17 protein-coding genes are annotated in these 19,200 nt (G+C 69.7%); 6 read left to right on the top strand and 11 right to left on the bottom strand.

Annotation, left to right across the window (positions count from 1 at the left end; all coding sequences use genetic code 11):
- The first annotated feature begins 37 nt into the window (after positions 1-37).
- On the top strand, positions 38-685 hold the full coding sequence (locus NVV32_RS06755; protein WP_055771785.1) for a hypothetical protein: 648 nt from the start codon (positions 38-40) through the stop codon (positions 683-685).
- 112 nt (positions 686-797) lie between these two features.
- Here the strand turns inward: NVV32_RS06755 and NVV32_RS06750 are convergent, their stop codons facing one another.
- From NVV32_RS06750 to pdxT, 9 genes are all read right to left on the bottom strand, one after another.
- A complete protein-coding gene (locus tag NVV32_RS06750; protein WP_422391776.1) occupies positions 798-3,209 on the bottom strand; it encodes a RelA/SpoT family protein in 2,412 nt (803 codons plus the stop codon).
- A gap of 197 nt (positions 3,210-3,406) precedes the next feature.
- The gene (secF, locus tag NVV32_RS06745) at positions 3,407-4,405 is read right to left on the bottom strand and encodes a protein translocase subunit SecF (protein WP_055771789.1); all 999 of its coding nucleotides are present in this window, start codon (positions 4,403-4,405) and stop codon (positions 3,407-3,409) included.
- A complete protein-coding gene (secD, locus tag NVV32_RS06740; RefSeq protein WP_055771791.1) occupies positions 4,402-6,171 on the bottom strand; it encodes a protein translocase subunit SecD in 1,770 nt (589 codons plus the stop codon). The genes secF and secD overlap by 4 nt, the downstream gene beginning before the upstream one ends.
- Before the next feature lie 82 nt (positions 6,172-6,253).
- A complete protein-coding gene (yajC, locus tag NVV32_RS06735; protein ID WP_422391775.1) occupies positions 6,254-6,847 on the bottom strand; it encodes a preprotein translocase subunit YajC in 594 nt (197 codons plus the stop codon).
- A 100-nt stretch (positions 6,848-6,947) separates the two neighbouring features.
- Positions 6,948-8,063 carry a Holliday junction branch migration DNA helicase RuvB gene (gene ruvB, locus NVV32_RS06730; protein ID WP_422391774.1) on the bottom strand — a complete coding sequence of 372 codons (1,116 nt, stop codon included), beginning with the start codon at positions 8,061-8,063 and terminating at the stop codon, positions 6,948-6,950.
- Entirely contained in the window at positions 8,060-8,746 is a 687-nt protein-coding gene (gene ruvA, locus NVV32_RS06725) for a Holliday junction branch migration protein RuvA (RefSeq protein ID WP_422391773.1), read from the bottom strand. The genes ruvB and ruvA overlap by 4 nt, the downstream gene beginning before the upstream one ends.
- Positions 8,747-8,869: 123 nt before the next feature.
- Positions 8,870-9,439 carry a crossover junction endodeoxyribonuclease RuvC gene (gene ruvC, locus NVV32_RS06720; protein WP_422391772.1) on the bottom strand — a complete coding sequence of 190 codons (570 nt, stop codon included), beginning with the start codon at positions 9,437-9,439 and terminating at the stop codon, positions 8,870-8,872.
- A 45-nt stretch (positions 9,440-9,484) separates the two neighbouring features.
- A complete protein-coding gene (locus NVV32_RS06715) occupies positions 9,485-10,240 on the bottom strand; it encodes a YebC/PmpR family DNA-binding transcriptional regulator (protein WP_152814686.1) in 756 nt (251 codons plus the stop codon).
- A 2-nt stretch (positions 10,241-10,242) separates the two neighbouring features.
- On the bottom strand, positions 10,243-10,983 hold the full coding sequence (gene pdxT, locus NVV32_RS06710; RefSeq protein ID WP_422392015.1) for a pyridoxal 5'-phosphate synthase glutaminase subunit PdxT: 741 nt from the start codon (positions 10,981-10,983) through the stop codon (positions 10,243-10,245).
- Between the two features lie 344 nt (positions 10,984-11,327).
- Here pdxT and NVV32_RS06705 point away from each other — a divergent pair, with 344 nt between their 5' ends.
- From NVV32_RS06705 to NVV32_RS06690, 4 genes are all read left to right on the top strand, one after another.
- Positions 11,328-12,599, top strand: a complete 1,272-nt coding sequence (locus NVV32_RS06705) for a MurT ligase domain-containing protein (protein ID WP_422391771.1) — start codon at positions 11,328-11,330, stop codon at positions 12,597-12,599.
- Positions 12,599-13,369 carry a type 1 glutamine amidotransferase gene (locus NVV32_RS06700; protein WP_055771810.1) on the top strand — a complete coding sequence of 257 codons (771 nt, stop codon included), beginning with the start codon at positions 12,599-12,601 and terminating at the stop codon, positions 13,367-13,369. The genes NVV32_RS06705 and NVV32_RS06700 overlap by 1 nt, the downstream gene beginning before the upstream one ends.
- A 137-nt stretch (positions 13,370-13,506) precedes the next feature.
- Entirely contained in the window at positions 13,507-13,866 is a 360-nt protein-coding gene (locus tag NVV32_RS06695) for a VOC family protein (RefSeq protein ID WP_055771814.1), read from the top strand.
- A gap of 261 nt (positions 13,867-14,127) precedes the next feature.
- Positions 14,128-14,739: a hypothetical protein gene (locus NVV32_RS06690; protein WP_422391770.1), complete on the top strand. Its 612-nt coding sequence runs from the start codon at positions 14,128-14,130 to the stop codon at positions 14,737-14,739.
- A gap of 44 nt (positions 14,740-14,783) precedes the next feature.
- Here the strand turns inward: NVV32_RS06690 and NVV32_RS06685 are convergent, their stop codons facing one another.
- Both NVV32_RS06685 and NVV32_RS06680 read right to left on the bottom strand, forming a co-directional pair.
- The gene (locus NVV32_RS06685) at positions 14,784-15,317 is read right to left on the bottom strand and encodes a tetratricopeptide repeat protein (protein ID WP_055771820.1); all 534 of its coding nucleotides are present in this window, start codon (positions 15,315-15,317) and stop codon (positions 14,784-14,786) included.
- A gap of 93 nt (positions 15,318-15,410) precedes the next feature.
- Positions 15,411-16,985: an alpha/beta hydrolase domain-containing protein gene (locus NVV32_RS06680; protein WP_055771825.1), complete on the bottom strand. Its 1,575-nt coding sequence runs from the start codon at positions 16,983-16,985 to the stop codon at positions 15,411-15,413.
- Between the two features lie 202 nt (positions 16,986-17,187).
- On the opposite strand from NVV32_RS06680, the gene NVV32_RS06675 reads away from it, so the two are divergent.
- The gene (locus tag NVV32_RS06675; RefSeq protein WP_422391769.1) at positions 17,188-19,197 is read left to right on the top strand and encodes a M3 family metallopeptidase; all 2,010 of its coding nucleotides are present in this window, start codon (positions 17,188-17,190) and stop codon (positions 19,195-19,197) included.
- Positions 19,198-19,200 lie beyond the last annotated feature (3 nt).

Genomic DNA, 19,200 nt, shown 5'->3' with positions numbered 1-19,200 from the left:
GCTTTTGCGTCGAGGCCGTCCTCGCGATGCTGGACCAATGCCTCCCCTCGACAGTGCCGACGTCGCAGCACCCCCGGAACGCCATCTGGGGGCAGGCGCCGTCCCGGTGACGTCGACCGGCGGCGCCCTGTTCCACGCAGGCGAGATCTTCACCTCGGCCGAGCTGCAGGCCATGCGGCTCGACGGCCTCGTCCGCCTCGTGATCGGGGACTCCTACCTCCGCAGCGACTTCCGGGAGGATCCTGCCACCAGGTCCCGGGCGGCGGCACACAGCGTCCCGCACTCTGTGCGCCCCCGTGTGGCGCTCGGTCGATCCTGCGCGGCGTGGATCTACGGCTGCGCGGCTCCTCCGAGCGTGATCAGCCTCGTGACGGACCATCGGCGCCGCACGACCGCCCTCCCGCCCTTCTCGCCCGCCGTCATGCACCAGGTGGCGCTCGGGCCGTTCGACGTCAACCTCGTGGGTGGCGTATCCGTGACGACACCGCTCAGGACGGCGCTGGACATCGCCGTGCACGGAGAGGAGCGGGATGCGGTGGAGATCCTGCGCGCCATCGGATCCTCGGCCACCCTGGACTGCCCGCTCCGGCTGGTGGAGGTGGCCCTGGCCAGGACCGCGCGCGTGCCGGGGAAGACCCGGGCACTGGAGCGGCTGCGTCAGGCCCGGGGTCCACATCGTGACTGAGCGCGGGACATGCGACGGCGCCGGGCAGCCCGCCCACGTCGTCCCGCCGGACACCTGCAGTTTCAGGACCGGACGAATCCGGGTACCGGTGCTGCGGCCGGCAGTGCTTCGATCAGCGGCGCTGCGACCCCGTCGTCCGGTACACGTCGAAGACGCCGTCGATGCGGCGCACGGCACTCAGGATGTGGTTCAGGTACTTGGGATCACCCATCTCGAAGGCGAACCGCGACATGGCGACCCGGTCCGAGGACGTGTTCACGTTCGCCGCCAGGATGTTCACGTGGTTCTCGGCGAGCACGCTCGTGACGTCCGAGAGCAGGCTCTTGCGGTCCAGCGCCTCGACCTGGATCTCCACGAGGAACACGCTGGACTGCGTGGGCGCCCAGTCGACCGGCACGATCCGGTCCGGCTGGTCCCTCAGCTCCGCCACGTTCCGGCAGTCGTTCCGGTGCACCGAGACGCCGGAGCCGCGCGTGACGAACCCGATGATGGGGTCCGGCGGGACGGGCGTGCAGCACCGGGCCAGCTTGACCCAGACATCACCGACACCGCGGACCGTCACACCGGAGTCGGAGAACTTCGGCCTCCGGGGCTGCGTGGCAACCGCGGTCTCCGCGATCTTCTCCTCCGCGCTCTCATGACCGCCCATCAGCGCGACGAGGTGCTCGATCACGTTCTGCGCGGACGTGTGGCCATCGCCCACCGCCGCGTACAGCGCGGCGATGTCCTGGTGTTTCAGCTCCTCCGCGACCGACATGAGGGCGCTGTGCGTCATCATGCGCTGCAGCGGCAGGTTCTGCTTGCGCATGGCGCGCGTCAGCAGCTCCTTACCCTTGTCGATCGCCTCCTCGCGGCGTTCCTTGGTGAACCACTGGCGGATCTTGTTCCGGGCGCGGGGACTCTTGACGAAGCCCTGCCAGTCCTGGCTGGGGCCGGCCCCCTCGGCCTTCGAGGTGAAGATCTCCACCCAGTCGCCGTGGTTCAGCTCGCTGTTGAGCGGCACCAGCTTCCCGTTGACCCGGGCGCCGATGGTCCGGTGTCCCACCTCGGTATGGACCGCGTACGCGTAGTCCACGGGCGTGGACCCGGCCGGCAGCGCCATGACCTCACCCTTCGGGGTGAACACGAACACCTCGCGCGCATTGATCTCGAAGCGCAGCGAATCGAGGAACTCGTTCGGGTCGGACGTCTCCTGCTGCCAGTCGACGAGGCTGCGGAGCCACCCCATGTCGCCGTTCTCCGGGGTCTCGAGCTGCCGCCCGCCGCTCTTGTACTTCCAGTGCGCCGCGACGCCGTACTCGGCGCGGCGGTGCATGTCGTGCGTCCGGATCTGGATCTCCACCGGCTTCCCGCCGGGGCCGATCACCGTGGTGTGCAGCGACTGGTACATGTTGAACTTCGGCATCGCGATGTAGTCCTTGAACCGCCCGGGCAGGGGGTTCCAGCGGGAATGCAGCGAGCCGAGGGTCGCGTAGCAGTCGCGCACGCTGTCCACCAGCACGCGCACGCCCATCAGGTCATGGATGTCGTCGAAGTCCTTGCCGCGCACGATCATCTTCTGGTAGATCGAGTAGTAGTGCTTGGGCCGCCCGGTGATGGTGGCCTTGATCTTCACCGCGCGGAGATCCTCCTCGACCTGGTTCCGCACGAGGCTCAAGTGCTTCTCCCGCTCGGGGGTCCTGTCCCCCACCATCCGGACGATCTCCTCGTACACCTTCGGATGCAGCGCGGCGAAGGAGAGATCCTCCAGCTCCCACTTGATGGTGTTCATGCCGAGGCGGTGGGCGAGGGGGGCGAAGATCTCCAGGGTCTCCCGCGCCTTCTTCGCCGAGGATGCCGGGGAGACGAAGCGCCAGGTCCGGGCGTTGTGCAGCCGGTCGGCGAGCTTGATGACCAGCACCCGGATGTCCTTGGCCATGGCGACGACCATCTTGCGGACCGTCTCGGCCTGGGCGGCATCCCCGAAGGAGACCTTGTCCAGCTTCGTCACGCCGTCGACCAGCATGGCGACCTCCGCGCCGAAATCACGCTTCAGCTCGTCAAGAGTGTAGGAGGTGTCCTCGACGGTGTCGTGCAGCAGCGCTGCCGCCAGCGTGGTGCCGGTCATGCCGAGCTCCGCGAGGATGGTCGCGACGGCCACAGGGTGCGTGATGTAGGGGTCGCCGCTCTTCCGCGTCTGGCCCTCGTGGCTGCGCTCGGCAACCAGGTAGGCGCGCTGGATGAGGTCCAGGTCCTCCTTGGGGTTGTTGGCGCGTACCGTGCGCAGGAGCGGCTCGAGGACGGGCGAGTACCCGGAGGAACCCCTCCCGGTGAGTCGCGCGATCCTGGCACGGGTGCGGCCGCGGCGGCCGGGGGCGACTTCGCCGGCGCTGCTCGCGGAAGGCGCGGACGACGGCGACGCGGGCTGCACGAGCCCCCGGCCTGCAGGCTGCGGGACCTCGGTGGTGACAGGCCCGGTACCCTCGGCCGCGACGACGTCCTGGGCGTCACCGGCCCGCACTGCGGGATTCACCGCTTCAGCCATGCACAGCCCCTCCATCTCGGTATCGGACCCTGGAAGGACTCAAGATGCCACAGGTCGGGTCGCACATCCAAGTCTAGCCGGGCTTTTCACCGCACCGGCCGCAGCATCCCCGGAAGGATGCTGCGGCCGGAGCAGCGCGTCGGAGTCGTCGCCGGGGTCGTCGATGCACTCGGCGGATCAGCGTTGCGGCGCTGCGGTCAGGCGGCAGCGGCCTCCATGGAGCGGCGGTTCAGGACCTTCTTCTCCTGCTTCCTCAGTTCGGGCTCGTTGAGCCGCAGCGCCGCGTACAGGGGGGCTGCGATGAAGATGGTACCGAGCGTGCCGAGGATGATGCCGATGAACAGTGCCAGGGAGAGGTCCTGGAGGGTGCCCGCCCCCAGGACGAACGCACCGATGAACAGGATCGAGGCGACAGGGAGGATGGCCACGACCGACGTGTTGATGGAGCGCACCAGGGTCTGGTTGACGGCGAGGTTGACCTGCTCGGCGAAGGTCCGTTTCGTGGAGATGGTCACGTCCGCGGTGTTCTCCCGGATCTTGTCGAACACCACCACCGTGTCGTAGAGGGCGTAGCTCAGGATGGTCAGGAAGCCGATGATCGCCGAGGGTGTGACCTCGAAGTCACTGAGCGAGTACAGGCCGGCCGTGACGACCATGACGACCACGAGGGCCGCCATGGCGGCGAGGGACATCTTCCACGTGCGGAAGTAGATGCCCATCAGGATCGCGGCCAGGACCACGAACACCCCGAACCCGATCAGCGCCTGGCGGCTGACGTCCTCACCCCAGGTCGGGCCGACGAAGCTCGACGTGACCTGGTCCTCCCCGACACCGTAGCCGGCGACCAGGTTGTCGCGGACGCTGAGGGTCTCGTCGTCGGAGAGCCGCTCGGTCTGGATGCGCATGGTGTCCGCGGCGATGTTCGTCACGCGAGGCACGGCGTCGGGAACGACATCGGTCACGGCCTGCTCACCGACGGCCACCTCCGTGTTCTCCGTCGCCGACACGGTGAACTCCGAACCGCCGCGGAAGTCGATACCGAGGTTGAAGCCACCCTTGACCACGGGGATGACGATCGAGACGAGGAGGGCGATCCCCGCGATCAGGAACCAGAGGTTCCGCTTGGCGACGAAAGGATATGAGCGCTTGCCCGAGTAGAGCTCGTTGCCGAAGGTGGCGAAGCTGGTGCGGCTCATTCGTGGGTCTCTTTCTGGGAAGAACCGGTGCGGTCGACGACGGTGGACCCCGTACGTCCGGCGAGTGCCTCCTGCTGCTCCGCGCGGCGGCGCTCGGCGATGGTCAGGCGGCGTTCCGCCTCACCGGAGGCGCCCTTGTTCCTGGCGCGGGTCGTGGCGGCCGGCGCGGGAACGGTGGCGCCGGGCTCGCGGAGCCTGCCTGCTCCCCGGTAGAGGGGAATGCCCCCGAGGCGGCGGGGATCGAGGCCGGACCACGGGTGGCCCTCACCGAAGAACTTCGTCCTCGCGAGGAGCCGCAGCACGGGGTGCGTGAACAGGAAGACGACGATCAGGTCGGCGATGGCGGTCAGACCGAGGGTGAAGGCGAAGCCACGGACGTTGCCCACGGCGACGAAGTAGAGCACCAGCGCGGCGAGGAGGTTGACGGCCTTCGAGGCGAGGACGGTGCGCTTGGCCCGGCGCCACCCGTTCTCGACGGCGGAGACGAGCCCGCGCCCGTCACGCAGCTCGTCGCGGATGCGTTCGAAGTACACGATGAACGAGTCCGCGGTCTGACCGATGGCCACGATCAGGCCTGCGACACCGGCGAGTGAGAGACGGTAGTTCTCCGTCCAGCCGAGGATGCAGATGGCCAGGTAGGTCAGGACGCCAGCGACGACGAGCGACGCGATGGTGACCAGCCCGAGGAGGCGGTACTGGAACATCGAGTACACGGCGACGAGCAGCAGGCCGATCAGCCCGGCGATCAGGCCCAGGCGCAACTGGTCCGCACCGAGGGTCGCGGAGATCTGCTGCTCGCTCTGGATCTCGAAGCTGATCGGCAGCGCACCGTACTTGAGCTGCTCGGCCAGCGCCGCGGCGGACTCCTCGGTGAAGTTGCCGCTGATCTGGGGATTGCCGTCGGGGATCACGGCGTTGGTGGTGGGCGCGGAGACGATCCGGCCGTCGAGCACGATGGCGAACTGGTTCCGTGGGTCCCCGTCGCCCAGGGCGAAGAGGCGCTCGGTGACCTCGCGGAAGATCTGCGTGCCCTCGTCGTTGAAGTCGATGTTGACGGCCCAGGTGTTGAGCGCCTGGCCCTGGGCACCCCGCTGCAGCCCGTAACTCGCGGTCGAGATGTCCGTGCCCGGTACCTCGACCGGGCCGAGGATGTACTTGCCCTGGGTGTCGGGCTCGCAGGCGACCATGGGCTCGTCGGCGGGCGCCGGTTCCTCCGCGGGCTCGAGAGCGGCCGGATCGAGGCAGTCGAGCGCCTCGAACTCCTTGTACAGCTCCGGGGTGATCCAGTTCGGATCGCTGGCGTCCTGCGGCTCGGCCGCGGGCTGGGGCAGCTGGTCGTCGGGCGTCGGCGTCTCGGCGGCGGGCGCCTGACCGGGGCCGCCGGCGAGGACCGGCCGGAACTCCATCTGTGCGGATGCCTGGATCAGGTCCCGCGTCTCCGGGTCAGGGGTGCCCGGGAGGGACACGATCACATTCTGGCCGGACTGGGTGTTGATCTCGGCTTCGGCGACGCCCGAGCCGTCGACACGCTGCCGGATGATCTCGACGGCCTGGTCGAGCTGCTCGGGCGTGATCTCGCTGCCGCCCTGGACCCGGGGGGCGAGAATCATCTGGGTACCGCCCTCGAGGTCGAGGGCCAGGCGCGGGCTCCAGCTGGCCGTGCTCCAGATGGAGCCCGAGCCGAGGAGGATCGCGAGCAGTGCGGTCAGTACGCCCAGCCAGACAAGTGTCCGCTTGGCTGCCGTCCCGGGACCGGTACGAGGCATGGTGAGGTGTCCTTATGCTGTGGCGCCACGCGTGGCGCCGGTGTCACGACAGGCACGGCTGAGTACCGGCCCCTGAGGAATGCTAGTGGTCGGGGTTCGCTTTGGGGTCGCGGGCGTCGCGCGCGTCGCGGTTGTCCCGCAGCGACTGATCCCTCTCGGGCAGCTCGCCGCCCTGCTCGCGAAGGGGGTCCGGGGTCTCGGCACCCGACACCGTGGAGGGCGAGGTGGCGGTCGCCCCGCCGGTGGCGGGCCGGTCGACACCGTCGAGCGAGGAGGCATCGTCCGGGACGACCGCGCCGTCGTAGGCGTCGAGATCACGCCGTGCGGCGTCATCGTCCGTACCGGGCGTGTCCTCCGCCGCGACGGACTCCTGCTGCACGACCTTCGAGAGGGCCTGCGTATGGACGGTCGCGAAGGTGCCGGGCGACAGTTCAAGGACGGCCTTGTTGTTCTCCTGGTCGATGGAGACGATGGTGCCGAAGAGACCGAACTGCGTCATGACCTCGGTGCCCGGCTCCATCTGCGTCCGCATCTCCTTGACCTGCTGCTGCGACTTACGCTGCCGCCGGAACATGGTGAAGATCAGGAACGCCAGCGCCAGGGGCAGCAGCAGCGAGAAGATGTCGAAGGGAGGAGCATCTTCGGATGCGGTCTGGGCAACTACGTGTGCAAGCACTGGGCGAATCCGTTCGTGGGTCTGGGTGTGTGCGGCAGGGATGTGCCCCGGCACACAGACGAAGACACCAGTGTAAAGGGGAATCCTGACCGCTTCCGCGTCACGGGTCCGGTCGGGCCCAGCTGTCGATCGCGGATTCGCTGCCCATCAGGTCCTCCGGCGCGACGGAGAAGAGGTCCTCGGGCATGGCTGCGGCCACGGTGGCGGGCATCACGAGGCCGAGGTGCTTCCAGGCCTCGGCGGTCGCGATCCGCCCCCGCGGGGTGCGTCCCAGCATGCCCTCACGCACCAGGTAGGGCTCGGCCACGGTCTCCACGGTCTCCGGTTCCTCACCGACGGCGATGGCCAGGGTGGACAGTCCCACCGGCCCTCCGTTGAACTTGGTGATGAGGGCCGTGAGCACAGAGCGGTCGAGCCGGTCGAGCCCGCGCGCATCCACCTCGTACATGTCCAGCGCCGCACTGGCGGACCGTGCGTCGATCAGGTCGACGCCGTGGACGAGCGCCCAGTCCCGGACACGCCGTAGCAGGCGGTTGGCGATGCGCGGGGTCCCCCGGGAGCGGCCGGCGATCTCCGCGAAGGACGCCGAACTGACCTTCATGTCCATCAGCATCGCGGAGCGGCGGAGCACGAGCTCGAGTTCCTCGGTGGAGTAGAACTCGAGGTGCCCCGTGAAGCCGAACCGGTCCCGGAGCGGGCCGGGAAGGAGGCCGGCTCGCGTCGTGGCTCCGACGAGCGTGAACGGCGGCAGCTCCAAAGGGATGGCGGTGGCGCCGGGTCCCTTGCCGACGATGATGTCGACCCGGAAGTCCTCCATGGCCATGTACAGCATCTCCTCGGCGGGCCGGGACATGCGGTGGATCTCGTCGAGGAAGAGCACCTCCCCCTCCGTCAACGACGAGAGGATCGCCGCGAGGTCGCCGGCGTGCTGGATGGCGGGCCCGGACGTGATGCGCAGCGGCGCGTTCATCTCCGCGGCGATGATCATGGCGAGGGTCGTCTTCCCGAGCCCGGGAGGGCCGGACAGCAGGACGTGGTCGGCGCTGCGCCCCCTCAGCCGGGAGGCTTCGAGCACCAGCGAGAGCTGCCGCCTGACGCGCTTCTGCCCGACGAAGTCGTCGAGGTTCTTCGGCCGGAGCGCTGCCTCGACGGCGCGGTCCTCCGGGTCGGCCGAGGGCGCGACCAGCGGCACGTCCTCGGGGTGGTGATCGGTCATGCGCCCACCCCGGCATCGGCCTGGGCCCGGCCGGCAGCGCCCGCAGGAGTGCGCGGACCCCGGGTGGTCGACCGGGCGGAGCTGCGCGCGCCGTCCTGGCCGAGCCTGCGGAGGGTGAGCTTGAGGATCTGCCCCACGTCGCCGGACGCGGCGACCTCGGGCGCCTCGGCGACGGCGGCGTCGATCGCCGCTCCGGCGTCCTTCTCGGACCAGCCGAGGCCCATCATGGCCGTGAGCACCTGGCCCTGCCAGGACTGCGGTGACACGCCGGGCTTCGCCTCCAGCGGCACGAGCTTGCCCGCGAGTTCCAGCACGATGCGCCGCGCGCCCTTGGGACCGATCCCGGGTACCTTGCTGAAGGCCTTGTCGTCGCCCGACGACGCCGCGATGCGCACGGCGTCCGGGGTGTGGACGGCGAGCACGGCCAGGGCCAGACGCGGACCGACGCCGCTGACGGCGAGGAGCGTCTCGAAGACCTCGCGCTGGTCGGCGTCCTCGAACCCGAAGAGCGTCATCGAGTCCTCGCGCACGATCATCGCGGTCGCGACGCTGGCCTCCTCGCCCGTCCGCAATCCCGAGAGGGTCTGCGGGGTGGCCTGGACCTGCATGCCGAAGCCGTTGACGTCGATGACGGCGGAGTGCAGGCCCACGTGGGTCACTGTCCCGCGGAGGGAACTGATCATGAGGAGCTCCAGAGGCACGTGCGGATGGATGGACCGGGCGCGCCCGGTGTCGAACATACGTTCTAATGCACTACGGTACCGGCGTCACGCCGTGCGATCGAGCCGCCACACCGCGGAGCGGGCCTACCGGCGTCGGGCCCTGGCTTCCGCTTCGGCCCACAGGCGCTGCGCCGGAGTGAGCGAGCCGCCGGACACCGCGGCGCCCTGCTGCCCCACTCCCCTGCGCCACGCGTGGGTGATGGCGAGGGCCAGCGCGTCGGCGGCATCCGCCGGCCGCGGAGGGGTGTCGAGGCGGAGGATCTTCGTGACCATCTTGGTGACGGCCACCTTGTCCGCCTGCCCGTTCCCCGTGACGGCGGCCTTGACCTCGGTGGGCGTGTGCAGGGCGACGGGGATCCCGCGGCGTGCGGCCGCGACGATGACCACGCCCGACGCCTGGGCCGTCCCCATGACGGTGCTCACGTTCAACTGGCTGAACACGCGCTCGACGGCGAGGACCTCCGGCTTGTGCAGGTCCAGCCAGGTGTCGACCGCCTCGGAGATGACGAGCAGCCGTTCGTCCAGGCTGCGGCCCGCCTCCGTCCCGACGACGCCGACGGCCACGAGCGTCGAGCGCCGGTTCGGTTCGATGTCGACGACGGCCAGGCCGCACCTCGTCAGGCCGGGGTCCACGCCCATGACACGGTAGGTCACCGGGCGGATCCGGTCAGCAGGACGACGCCGACAAGCAGGACGATGTCAGTCGTCCTCGAGCTCGGCCAGGACCTCGTCCGAGAGGTTGGCGTTCGAATACACGTTCTGGACGTCGTCGAGCTCCTCGAGGGCGTCCACGAGCTTCAGGAACTTGCGCGCACCGTCGGAGTCCAGGTCCACCTGCATGGACGGGACGAACTCGACCTCGTCGGTCTCGTACTCGATGCTGCTCGCGTCGAGGGCCTCGACGACCGCACGGAGGTCCTGCGGCTCCGACACGATCTCGAAGGTGTCGGCCGATTCCTTGACCTCGTCGGCGCCGGCGTCGAGCACGGACATGAGGAGCTCGTCCTCGGTCAGTCCGTTCTTCGGCAGCGTGACGACGCCCTTCCGGGCGAAGAGGTAGGCCACGGATCCGGGGTCGGCGATCGTCCCGCCGTTGCGGGAGATACCGAGCCGCACTTCCGAGGCAGCACGGTTCTTGTTATCCGTGAGGCACTCGATGAGGAGCGCCGAGCCCTGGGGCCCACGGGCCTCGTACATGATGGTCTGGTAGTCGACGGCCTCGCCGAGCAGGCCCGCGCCGCGCTTCACCGCGCGGTTGATGTTGTCGATGGGCACGGAGGTCTTCTTGGCCTTCGAGACGGCGAGTTCGAGGCCGGGGTTACCGGCGACGTCGGCACCGCCCGCGCGCGCTGCGACCTCGATGTTCTTGATCAGCTTCGCGAAGGACTTCGCGCGCTTGGCGTCGATCGCCGCCTTCTTGTGCTTGGTGGTTGCCCACTTGGAGTGCCCCGACATGCTTACGCTTCTCCTCTGATCATCCGGATAAAGAGTTCGTGGACCCGCCGCTCACCCGTCACTTCCGGGTGGAAACTCGTGGCCAGCAGGTTGCCCGAACGCACTGCGACAATTCTAGCGACCGGCTCCAAGTCCGCTCCTGCGCCGTCCGTCGCACCGCCGGAGCCGTCGCTTGAGCCATCGCTTGAGCCATCACTCGAGCCACCGCCGTAAGAACTGTCACCGACGTCGTCCCGGGGTGCCGCCCGGGGTGTCCCGGCGGCGGGCACCTGCGCCAGCACCTCGACGCCGTCGCCCACCTTCTCGACCCAGGGCGCCCTGATGAAGACCGCGCGCACGGGGTCCCCGGCCGCGGCGGTGCCCGTGGCCGCCAGCTCCGCGAAGTCGAGGTCGGTCTCGAAGGACTCGCGCTGGCGTCCGAAGGCGTTGCGCCGCACCACCATGTCGAGCCCGCCGAACGTCTGCTGCGGATTGCCCGAGCGGTCGGTGGCGGGATCGGCGATGACATCCGAGAGCATGATCATGCCCGCGCAGGATCCGTACACGGGCAGGCCGCCGACGATCAGCTCGCGCAGCGGAGCGGCCAGCCCGAAGGTGCGCGTCAGCTTGTCGATGGTGGTCGACTCGCCGCCGGGGATGATGAGGCCGTCCACAGCGGCGAGTTCCGCCGGACGCCGCACCGTGACGGCGCGCCCGCCGAGCGACTCGATCGTCGCGATGTGCTCCCGTACGTCGCCCTGCACCGCGAGGACCCCGACGACGACAACGCGCCGTCCGGCCGCGGCCCTCCCCTCCGTGGTCGCGCGATCCCCGGAGACCGGGCGCCCGCCGGCCGGAGGCACGCCGACCGGACGCACGCCGGATCGACGGGTGTCGGCCGGCGCATCGATCGGAGCGTCGATCGGCGCGTCGATCGGAGCGTCGATCGGCTCATCGGATACGGGGACCGACGTCGGCAGGGGCGCCGAGGAGGACGGGGAGGTCATCCCTCGATTCTAGGTCGTCGGCCGGGCGTAGCCGCCCCGGCCGGGAGCGCCTCGTCCCCCGCCTCGCGGGAAGAACACCGGCCCGGCGATATCGTGGAGGCATGAATCCCCTTCCAGTCCTCGTGGGCAAGGCCGTGCGCATCGCGTCCCGCCTGCGCGGCGGCGGCTCCGCCCTTCCCGGCCTCGTGGTCGAGCGCCTCGACCCCGGGTTCATGGCCCGCGCGCTGTCCAACCTCCCCCGCGGCGTCGTCGTCGTCAGCGGGACGAACGGCAAGACGACCACCACCAAGATGGTGGTGGAGCTCCTCGAGGGCCAGGGCCTGAAAGTCTTCACCAACCGCACCGGCAGCAACTTCACGCGCGGCGTGGCCGCCGCACTGCTCGGCGAGGTGGACTGGCGCGGCCGCCTGACGGCGGACGTCGCCGTGCTCGAGCTCGACGAGGCGCACGCGGTGCACTTCGTCAAGCTCGTCCCCCCACGCTTCTCCCTGCTCCTCAACGTGCTCCGCGACCAGCTGGACCGCTTCGGCGAGATCGACGCCACCACGCGGCTGCTCGAGCGCATCGCCCTGGCCACGACGGGCACCGTCGTGCTCAACCGCGAGGACCCGCGCGTCGCCGGTATCGCCTCATCGGTCACGACCGCCGACGTCGTCTATTTCGGCCTCGACGCATCACTGCGGAGCACGTTCCCGAACGACGACGAACTCCGCGGCGCGGCCGGCACCGCTCCCGCCTCCGCCCTGCCCGCTGACGTGGTCCTCCGCTCGGTCGACGGTAACTCCGCCGAGTTCGAGGCGGACGGCACGGTGACCCGCACGGATCTCCGCCTCCGGGGCGTCTACAACATCTTCAACGCGGCCGCCGCGCTCGCTGCGGCGCGGACCGTCATGGCCGGAACCGCCGACGACGACCGGTTGTACGCGTCCCTGGCCGCCGTCGAGCCCGCGTTCGGACGGGGCGAGAGCCTCGTCGTCGACGGCCTTCCCCTGGAACTGGTCCTGGTGAAGAACCCGAGTGGCTTCCGGCTCGGGCTGAAGTCGTTCGATCCTGCCGGCTGCGCGACGATGATCGCGATCAACGACAACTACGCCGACGGGCGCGACATGTCCTGGCTCTGGGACGTCGACTTCGACTCGCTCGGACTCGGCGGCGTGGAGATGGTCAGCGGCGTCCGCGCCTACGACATGGCGCTCCGGTTGAAGTACGACGACGTCCGCGTGGGCGCCGTCGAGACCGACATCCCGGACGGGCTCAAGCAGTTCATCGGCGGTTCGGCGGGCCACCCCAAGCGCATCTTCTGCACCTACACGGCGATGCTCGCCGTGCGCCGCGAACTCTCCAAGATCACGAAGGTCGAGGTGGTCTCCTGATGACCGATGCACCGTCCGCCAGCCACCTCAGCGAGGCTCCTGCCGATCCGGCGAAGGGGACGCTGCGCATCCTGCAGCTGTACCCACGGGAGATGAACATCTACGGCGACTACGGCAACGTCCTGGTCCTCAAGCAGCGGCTCGCCTGGCGCGGTTACGGCGCCGAGATCCTCGAACACAACGCCGGCGACGCCTTCCCCGCGGACATCGACGTCATCATCGGTGGCGGCGGACAGGACAGCGGACAGGTGGTCATCCAGGACGACCTCCAGTCGATCGCTCCGCGTCTCCGCGAGCTCGCGGAAGACGGTACGCCGATGCTGCTCATCTGCGGTCTGTACCAGCTCTTCGGGAGGGAGTTCCGGACACACGACGGCACCGTGATCCCCGGGATCGGCGTGCTGGACCTCGAAACCCGGGGTGGCACGGAGCGATTGATCGGCAACGTCGTCGCCACCAGCGAGGAATTCGGCGACATCCACGGCTACGAGAACCACAGCGGACAGACCTTCCTCGGCGAAGGCGTCAGGCCGCTCGCGACCGTCGTCAAGGGCGCGGGCAACAATGCTGAGGACGAGCATGAGGGGGCGCGCTACCGGAACATCGTGGCGAGCTATCTGCACGGCTCGCTCCTGCCCAAGAACCCGGCCATCGCCGACTTCCTCCTGCGCACCGCCGCCGAGCGCAGGTTCGGTTCCTTCGACGCCGACGGCCTGGACGATTCCCTGGCCGATCTCGCGCGCCGCCACGCCGCCGAGCGCCCCCGGTAGGACAGCACGGGCGAGCCGCCGTCAAGGGTCCTCTCCTCCGGAGCGTCGGCTCCGACCGGCCGGTAGCGTGCCGAGGGACGGGCCCGGCCGGGTCCGTGAACCCTCTGGATCCCCTCCGGATCCGCGGAAGGAGCATCATGGCCAAGGGAGTAGCAACCGTCTGGGTCCCCGTCGAGGACATGGACCGGGCGCTGGCCTTCTACCGGGACACCCTGGGACTGGACGTCAGCATGCAGGAGGACGAGTGGGCCGAGATCGACGCCGGCGGGCTCACCATCGGCCTCAACGCACGGGAGGCCACCCATGGCGGAGCAGGCGGCGGAGCCGTCATCAGCCTCGAGCCGGAAGGCTCCATCGAGGACGAGCTCGAGCGCATCGCCGCCCGGGGTGGAGCGTCCGTGGAGGGCGACATCAGCGAGTACCCGTGGGGTCGCATCCTCCCGTTCAAGGACAGCGAGGGCAACGACCTCCAGCTCTACACGCCCCCGAACGGCTGACCTGCGGACGACGTGGACCCGACGCCGTGCCCGCCCGACTCCGGGGCGGGCACGGCCGGTGTCCGGGCGGACCTCGCTCCGGCCTCCAGCGCCTTCTGCTCCGGGGTCCAGCGGACTTCGCCCTGGCGTCCAGCGCCTTCTGCTCCGCCGGCTGGGCGTGTTCTCCTCCGCCGGACGGGCGGCCATCCTCCGCGCGGAGGACACCGGGATCAGCACGAGGGCGGATGCGCCCGCGCCGGGCGGGTCCGTAGCGTGGATCCCATGTCGCCGAAGACCACACCTCCCCTCCCGCTCTTGGCCGATCTCCTGTCCGGGCTGGGCATCATCCTCTGGTACGCCCTGCCCGACTACACCACGAGCAGGCCGGTGCGCGTCGTCGCCAAGACGATGATCCTCACCGCCAGTGCGGCCTACGGGATCGCGGCGATGAGACGCGGCAGGCTTTCACCCGGCGAGGACACTGCACCGGAGCCGGAGCCCGGCGACCCGGGTGTCGCCGCCGATCCTCCATCACCCCGGTCGACCACCGATGGACGCTCGGGCACCCACCGGGGCCCGCGCTTCCGGTCGTCGATGCGCCACCCCGTACGTCACGCGGTGGTGCTCGCGGGAGCAGCGGTGGCTTTCCTCGGCGGAAGCGTCGCGCTGACGGTCGGAATGGAACGGCTCGTCTTCGGTGTCGGGGAGCGCCTTGCGGACAGAGGCACGCGGCTTCCGCATACCCGCATCGGCCTGGTCCTCGGCGTGGGCAGCACGGCTGCGACCCTCGGCGCGGAGGCGTTCAGGACGCGCAACCGCCCAGGCACGGACAGCCAGGACCCCGCTCGCCACGGGAAGGACAGCCTGGACCGCGCTCGCCGCCACGTGGGGTGAAGGCCGGCCGTGACCGTGCCGCGGAGGACGGACGTCACGTCACGTCACTCAGGGCGATCCATGACAGGCTGCGGGGACGAGCCGCGGTCCGGCGTCGTGCTCGGCAGCTCGTCGGCGTAGGCACCGAGGGCTCGCCGGTAGCCGTCGAGCGTCGGGATCAGGGCTGCGAGTGCGGTGCGCAGGGCATCGCCATAGCGTCCCTCGTCGTAGAGCGCGAGGGCCAGGAAGGCCTGACGCGCCGCCTCGTCGGCCTCCGTCGCCGGCATCGACTCGAGCATCCGCACCGCCTCGGCCGACGCGCCGACGTTGCGCAGGGTGCTGGCCAGCTGGATGACCACGCGGGTGGCGCGCTCGCCCTCGAGACCCGCACGGATCGCCGCACGATAGAGGGGGATCGCCTCGTGTTCGAGACCGAGGGCGTCGTGCACGCCGGCGTACTCGAAGAGGGCTGCCGCATCGCCGTCAGGCCGCACGGCGGCCAGGTCCCGCATCCGGACGAGGGATTCCTCGGGACGCGTGTCGTCGAACTCCTGCTCCCAGTAGGTCCCGATCTGCTGTTCCCAGGTCTGCTCGTCCATCCGGCAACCCTGCCACAGCCGATGTCCCCTTGCAGGCCGTCCACGCAGAGAGGCCCCCGCCGGAACGGGGGCCTCTCTGCGTTCATCCCACCATCAGGGGATCCTGCTCTGCGCGGCGTCCCTCTGCAGCTCGCGTGCGTCGTAGGCGGTCAGGAACCCTTCACGTTCGAGGCTGCGTGCGCTGTCCTTGACCGCCTTCACGTAGGCTCCGTGGTTCCGGTAGAGGCTGTCGATCACCGTCTGGGACAGCGGGCGCTCGTATCCTGCGATGAAGCAGAAGGACGCGCCCGTCGCCGTGCCGTACCAGGTGCTGGTGGGCGCGTCGAGGAACGGCGAGCGGAGGCCGCCCTGCACGTTGCCGAACCGGTCGAGGACCGGCGCGCCGTTGCGCACCAGGATGGGCTCCGCGTGGGGAGGCGCGACGCCGTCGCGCACCCAGGCGTCGAGGTTCCGCAGCGCTGCGTTGAAGAAGATCGAACTCGGGAACCGGCTGCGTGGCCCCTCGTTGCAGGATGCCGGCGGGACGGCGCGGTCCGCGGCGAGGATGTCTGCGGAGGACGCCGAGAACGTGAGCTCGTCGGGGGTCGCGTGGCCGGCGCCTGCCATCTCGTAGTGGCGGTACTGGTCGCCCGGCGCATCGCTGTCCTCCCGGCGGGAGCCGATGCCGAGGAGATAGTCGGACTGCGACATCATGCGCATGATGGGCACGCCGACGTCCCTGAACTGGCGGCGGACGTCGGTGGCCGGTGGCGCGGGCTCGCACTGGTTCATGGGGTACGCGCCGGCGAAGGCGCCACCGGCGACGGCGACGAGATAGGCGTCGTAGATCGGCGCTCCGTCCGACTCGACGACGAGCGGGTGCACGCCGTTGATGTAGTTCACGAGGAAGCCACCGGTCTGGGAGTAGCCGAAGCCGTAGGCGTGCTCCACGCGGGTTGTCCGCGCGCCGTAGCGCAGCGGGTTCGTGGCGTCGTCGCTCCTCAGCCAGGCACCCACCTGCGAGTAGATGTCCCAGATCAGGCCGTTCTCCGTCGTCCTGGAGGAGTCGGCGGCGACCGTGGCGCAGTTCGCCGGATCGGTCAGGGGCAGCGGATTGGCGAAGGACAGCGAGGCGTACCGCTCCGCGTCGAAGTTCTTCAGCGCCTCGACGGCGATCGGCTTGGCGGTGATGCCCACCCAGGCGTCACCGTTGGCGACGATCTGCTCCTGGGCCACGGCCCAGCCGATGTTGAGGTCGAAGAGGTTGCTCGGATTGAGCATCTCGACGACCACGTTGCCGCTGAACGCCTGGCCCCTGGCCGGCTTACGGACCAGTACGCGGGTGCTGTACGGGGCGTCGGGGGTCCGGATCTCGGCGGGCCCTGCCGCAGGCCATGTGTAGACGTTGGAGGTACCGCTCACGAGGTACTCCTCCTCCACGTACCCGAGGCGGGCGAGGTCCTGCGGGACCTCCTGGTGGTCCGCCGCCCCGAAGGGGTAGGACTCCGCCGTGGAGGCGAGGGGGCCCTCGACGGCCGGGATCGGCGTCGTCCCGTCGGCGGCGAGGGGGGCGACGACGCGGGCGGGAGCCGGCGGTGGTGCCGCTACTGCCGGGACGGCCGCGACGGTGACGCCGCTGAGGGCCAGCGACAGTGTCAGCAGGACGGATGTTCGGGAACGGGTTCTCATGGGTGCTCCTTCTCGGGACCGGGCTGCGCTGCCCGGCGTGCTCCGCGGCAACCGGCTCCTGTGCCGGCCGCCCCTGTCCTGGTGGCGCCCCCGGAAGGACGCCGATCATCAGGCAGCGAAGCATTCCCGACCCTAGGGAGCGTGATCCGGACGGGTCAAGGGTGGTGCGCATACGTGCAACAACGTGCAAAAGTTAGTTCTCATGAGCAACCCTTTCCTCGAGCCGAGCACCCTCGACTACCAGCTGCCACCCTTCGCCTCCCTGCGGGAGGAGCACTACCTGCCCGCCTTCGACGCCGGCTTCGCCGAGCACCTCGCGGAGATCGACGCCGTCACGGGTTCGGCCGAGGCCCCGACCTTCGAGAACACGGTCGTGGCACTTGAGCGTGCCGGGCGTACGCTGCACCGGGTCGCGAGCGTGTTCTTCAGCAACTCGGTCAGCCACGCGACGCCGTTCATCCAGGATCTCGAACAGCAGGTGGCGCCGAGGCTCGCTGAGCACGAGGACAACATCAAGCTGAACCGGCCACTGTTCGAGCGTCTCCGCCGGGTGCCGCTCGACGGGCTCGACGACGAATCCGTGCGCCTGGTGGAGGAGTACCTGCGCAGCTTCGTCCGGGCAGGTGCGGAACTGGACGACGACGCCCAGGTGACCCTGCGCCGACTGAACTCCGAACTCTCGGCCCTCAGCACGGAGTTCTCCCAGAAACTCCTGAAGGACACCAACGATTCGGCGCTGCTCCTCGATCGCGCGGAGGAACTCGACGGCCTCTCCTCCGACGCCGTCTCCGCCGCCGCCGGAGCTGCCGCGGAGGCGGGCCACGAGGGCAAGTACCTGCTGACCCTGATCCTGCCGACCGCGCAGCCCGCACTGGAGCTGCTGACGGACCGGGACGTCCGCCGCAGGCTCCACGAGGCGTCCGTCAACCGCGGAGCGCGCGGCAACGAGGCGGACACCCTCGCGATCGCGACCCGCATGGCGACCCTCCGCGCCGAACGCGCAGCCCTGCTCGGATTCGACACGCACGCAGCGGCGGCGACCGACAACCAGACGGCGCCGTCGCTCGCCGCGATCATGGACCGGATGCGGGAGCTGGCCGCTCCGGCCGTCCGTAACGCCAGGACCGAGGCCGCGGAACTCGAGGCCGAGGCCGGGCACCCGATCGAGCCGTGGGACTGGGCGTTCTACGCGTCGCGGGTGCGGAAGGCGAAGTTCGACGTGGACCTCGATGCACTGCGCCCGTACTTCGAACTGGAGAGCGTCATCAACGACGGCGTCTTCCACGCCGCGAACCGGCTGTACGGACTCAGCTTCGCGGAGCGCCCCGACCTCGTCGGCTACCACCCGGACGTCCGCGTCTGGGAGGTCTTCGATGCGGACGGGTCAGGGCTGGGCCTGTTCCTCGGCGACTACTACACGCGCGATACCAAGAGCGGGGGTGCCTGGATGAATTCGTTCGTGGACCAGTCCGCGCTCGAGGGCACGCGTGCCGTCGTCGTCAACAACCTGAACCTGTCGAAGCCGGGCACGGGCGAACCGACGCTGCTGTCCTACGACCAGGTGGTCACGACGTTCCACGAGTTCGGCCACGCCCTGCACGGCCTGTTCTCGGACGTCACCTACCCGCTGTTCGCCGGGACCGCCGTCCCGCGCGACTTCGTCGAATACCCCTCACAGGTCAACGAGATGTGGATCCTGTGGCCCGAGATCGTCGCGAACTACGCGCGCCACCACGAGACCGGGGAGGCGCTCCCCCAGGACGTCATCGACCGCATCCACGCGGCGGGCGCCTGGGGCGAGGGCTTCGAGACCACGGCCTACCTCGGCGCCGCCCTCCTGGACCTCGCCTGGCACTCCATCCCCTCCGGCACGGTGGTCGAGGACCCGCTCGCCTTCGAGGCCGCCGCCCTCGCGGACGCGGGGGTGGATTTCGCGCCGGTCCCGCCGCGCTACCGTACGTCCTACTTCAAGCACATCTTCGCCGGCGGGTACGCGGCGTCCTACTACGCCTACATCTGGAGCGAGATGCTCGACGCCGACACGGTCGAGTGGTTCAGGACTTCCGGCGGCCTGACGCGCGGGAACGGCGACCACTTCCGGCGCGAGCTGCTGTCACGGGGCAACAGCATCGATCCGCTGGAGGCCTTCCGCCGGTTCCGCGGACGCGACGCGGACCTGCAGCCCCTGCTCGTGCGTCGCGGTCTCGCGTGAGAC

Origin of the sequence: Arthrobacter sp. N1 (genome assembly GCF_048288285.1) — a bacterium.
GTDB lineage: Bacteria > Actinomycetota > Actinomycetes > Actinomycetales > Micrococcaceae > Arthrobacter_D.
Note: the sequence above shows the minus strand (reverse complement) of the source record. Positions and strands in the feature narration are given on the sequence as shown.

What these genes read in the sequence shown, in the direction of transcription:
- NVV32_RS06690 (WP_422391770.1), top strand. Translation starts at nt 14,128, where the DNA reads ATGTCGCCGAAGACCACACCTCCCCTCCCGCTCTTGGCCGATCTCCTG.
- ruvA (WP_422391773.1), bottom strand. Translation starts at nt 8,746, where the DNA reads ATGATCAGTTCCCTCCGCGGGACAGTGACCCACGTGGGCCTGCACTCC.
- NVV32_RS06675 (WP_422391769.1), top strand. Translation starts at nt 17,188, where the DNA reads ATGAGCAACCCTTTCCTCGAGCCGAGCACCCTCGACTACCAGCTGCCA.
- secD (WP_055771791.1), bottom strand. Translation starts at nt 6,171, where the DNA reads ATGCCTCGTACCGGTCCCGGGACGGCAGCCAAGCGGACACTTGTCTGG.
- NVV32_RS06685 (WP_055771820.1), bottom strand. Translation starts at nt 15,317, where the DNA reads ATGGACGAGCAGACCTGGGAACAGCAGATCGGGACCTACTGGGAGCAG.
- NVV32_RS06705 (WP_422391771.1), top strand. Translation starts at nt 11,328, where the DNA reads ATGAATCCCCTTCCAGTCCTCGTGGGCAAGGCCGTGCGCATCGCGTCC.
- NVV32_RS06715 (WP_152814686.1), bottom strand. Translation starts at nt 10,240, where the DNA reads ATGTCGGGGCACTCCAAGTGGGCAACCACCAAGCACAAGAAGGCGGCG.
- NVV32_RS06755 (WP_055771785.1), top strand. Translation starts at nt 38, where the DNA reads ATGCCTCCCCTCGACAGTGCCGACGTCGCAGCACCCCCGGAACGCCAT.
- NVV32_RS06695 (WP_055771814.1), top strand. Translation starts at nt 13,507, where the DNA reads ATGGCCAAGGGAGTAGCAACCGTCTGGGTCCCCGTCGAGGACATGGAC.
- secF (WP_055771789.1), bottom strand. Translation starts at nt 4,405, where the DNA reads ATGAGCCGCACCAGCTTCGCCACCTTCGGCAACGAGCTCTACTCGGGC.
- NVV32_RS06750 (WP_422391776.1), bottom strand. Translation starts at nt 3,209, where the DNA reads ATGGCTGAAGCGGTGAATCCCGCAGTGCGGGCCGGTGACGCCCAGGAC.
- NVV32_RS06700 (WP_055771810.1), top strand. Translation starts at nt 12,599, where the DNA reads ATGACCGATGCACCGTCCGCCAGCCACCTCAGCGAGGCTCCTGCCGAT.
- ruvB (WP_422391774.1), bottom strand. Translation starts at nt 8,063, where the DNA reads ATGACCGATCACCACCCCGAGGACGTGCCGCTGGTCGCGCCCTCGGCC.
- NVV32_RS06680 (WP_055771825.1), bottom strand. Translation starts at nt 16,985, where the DNA reads ATGAGAACCCGTTCCCGAACATCCGTCCTGCTGACACTGTCGCTGGCC.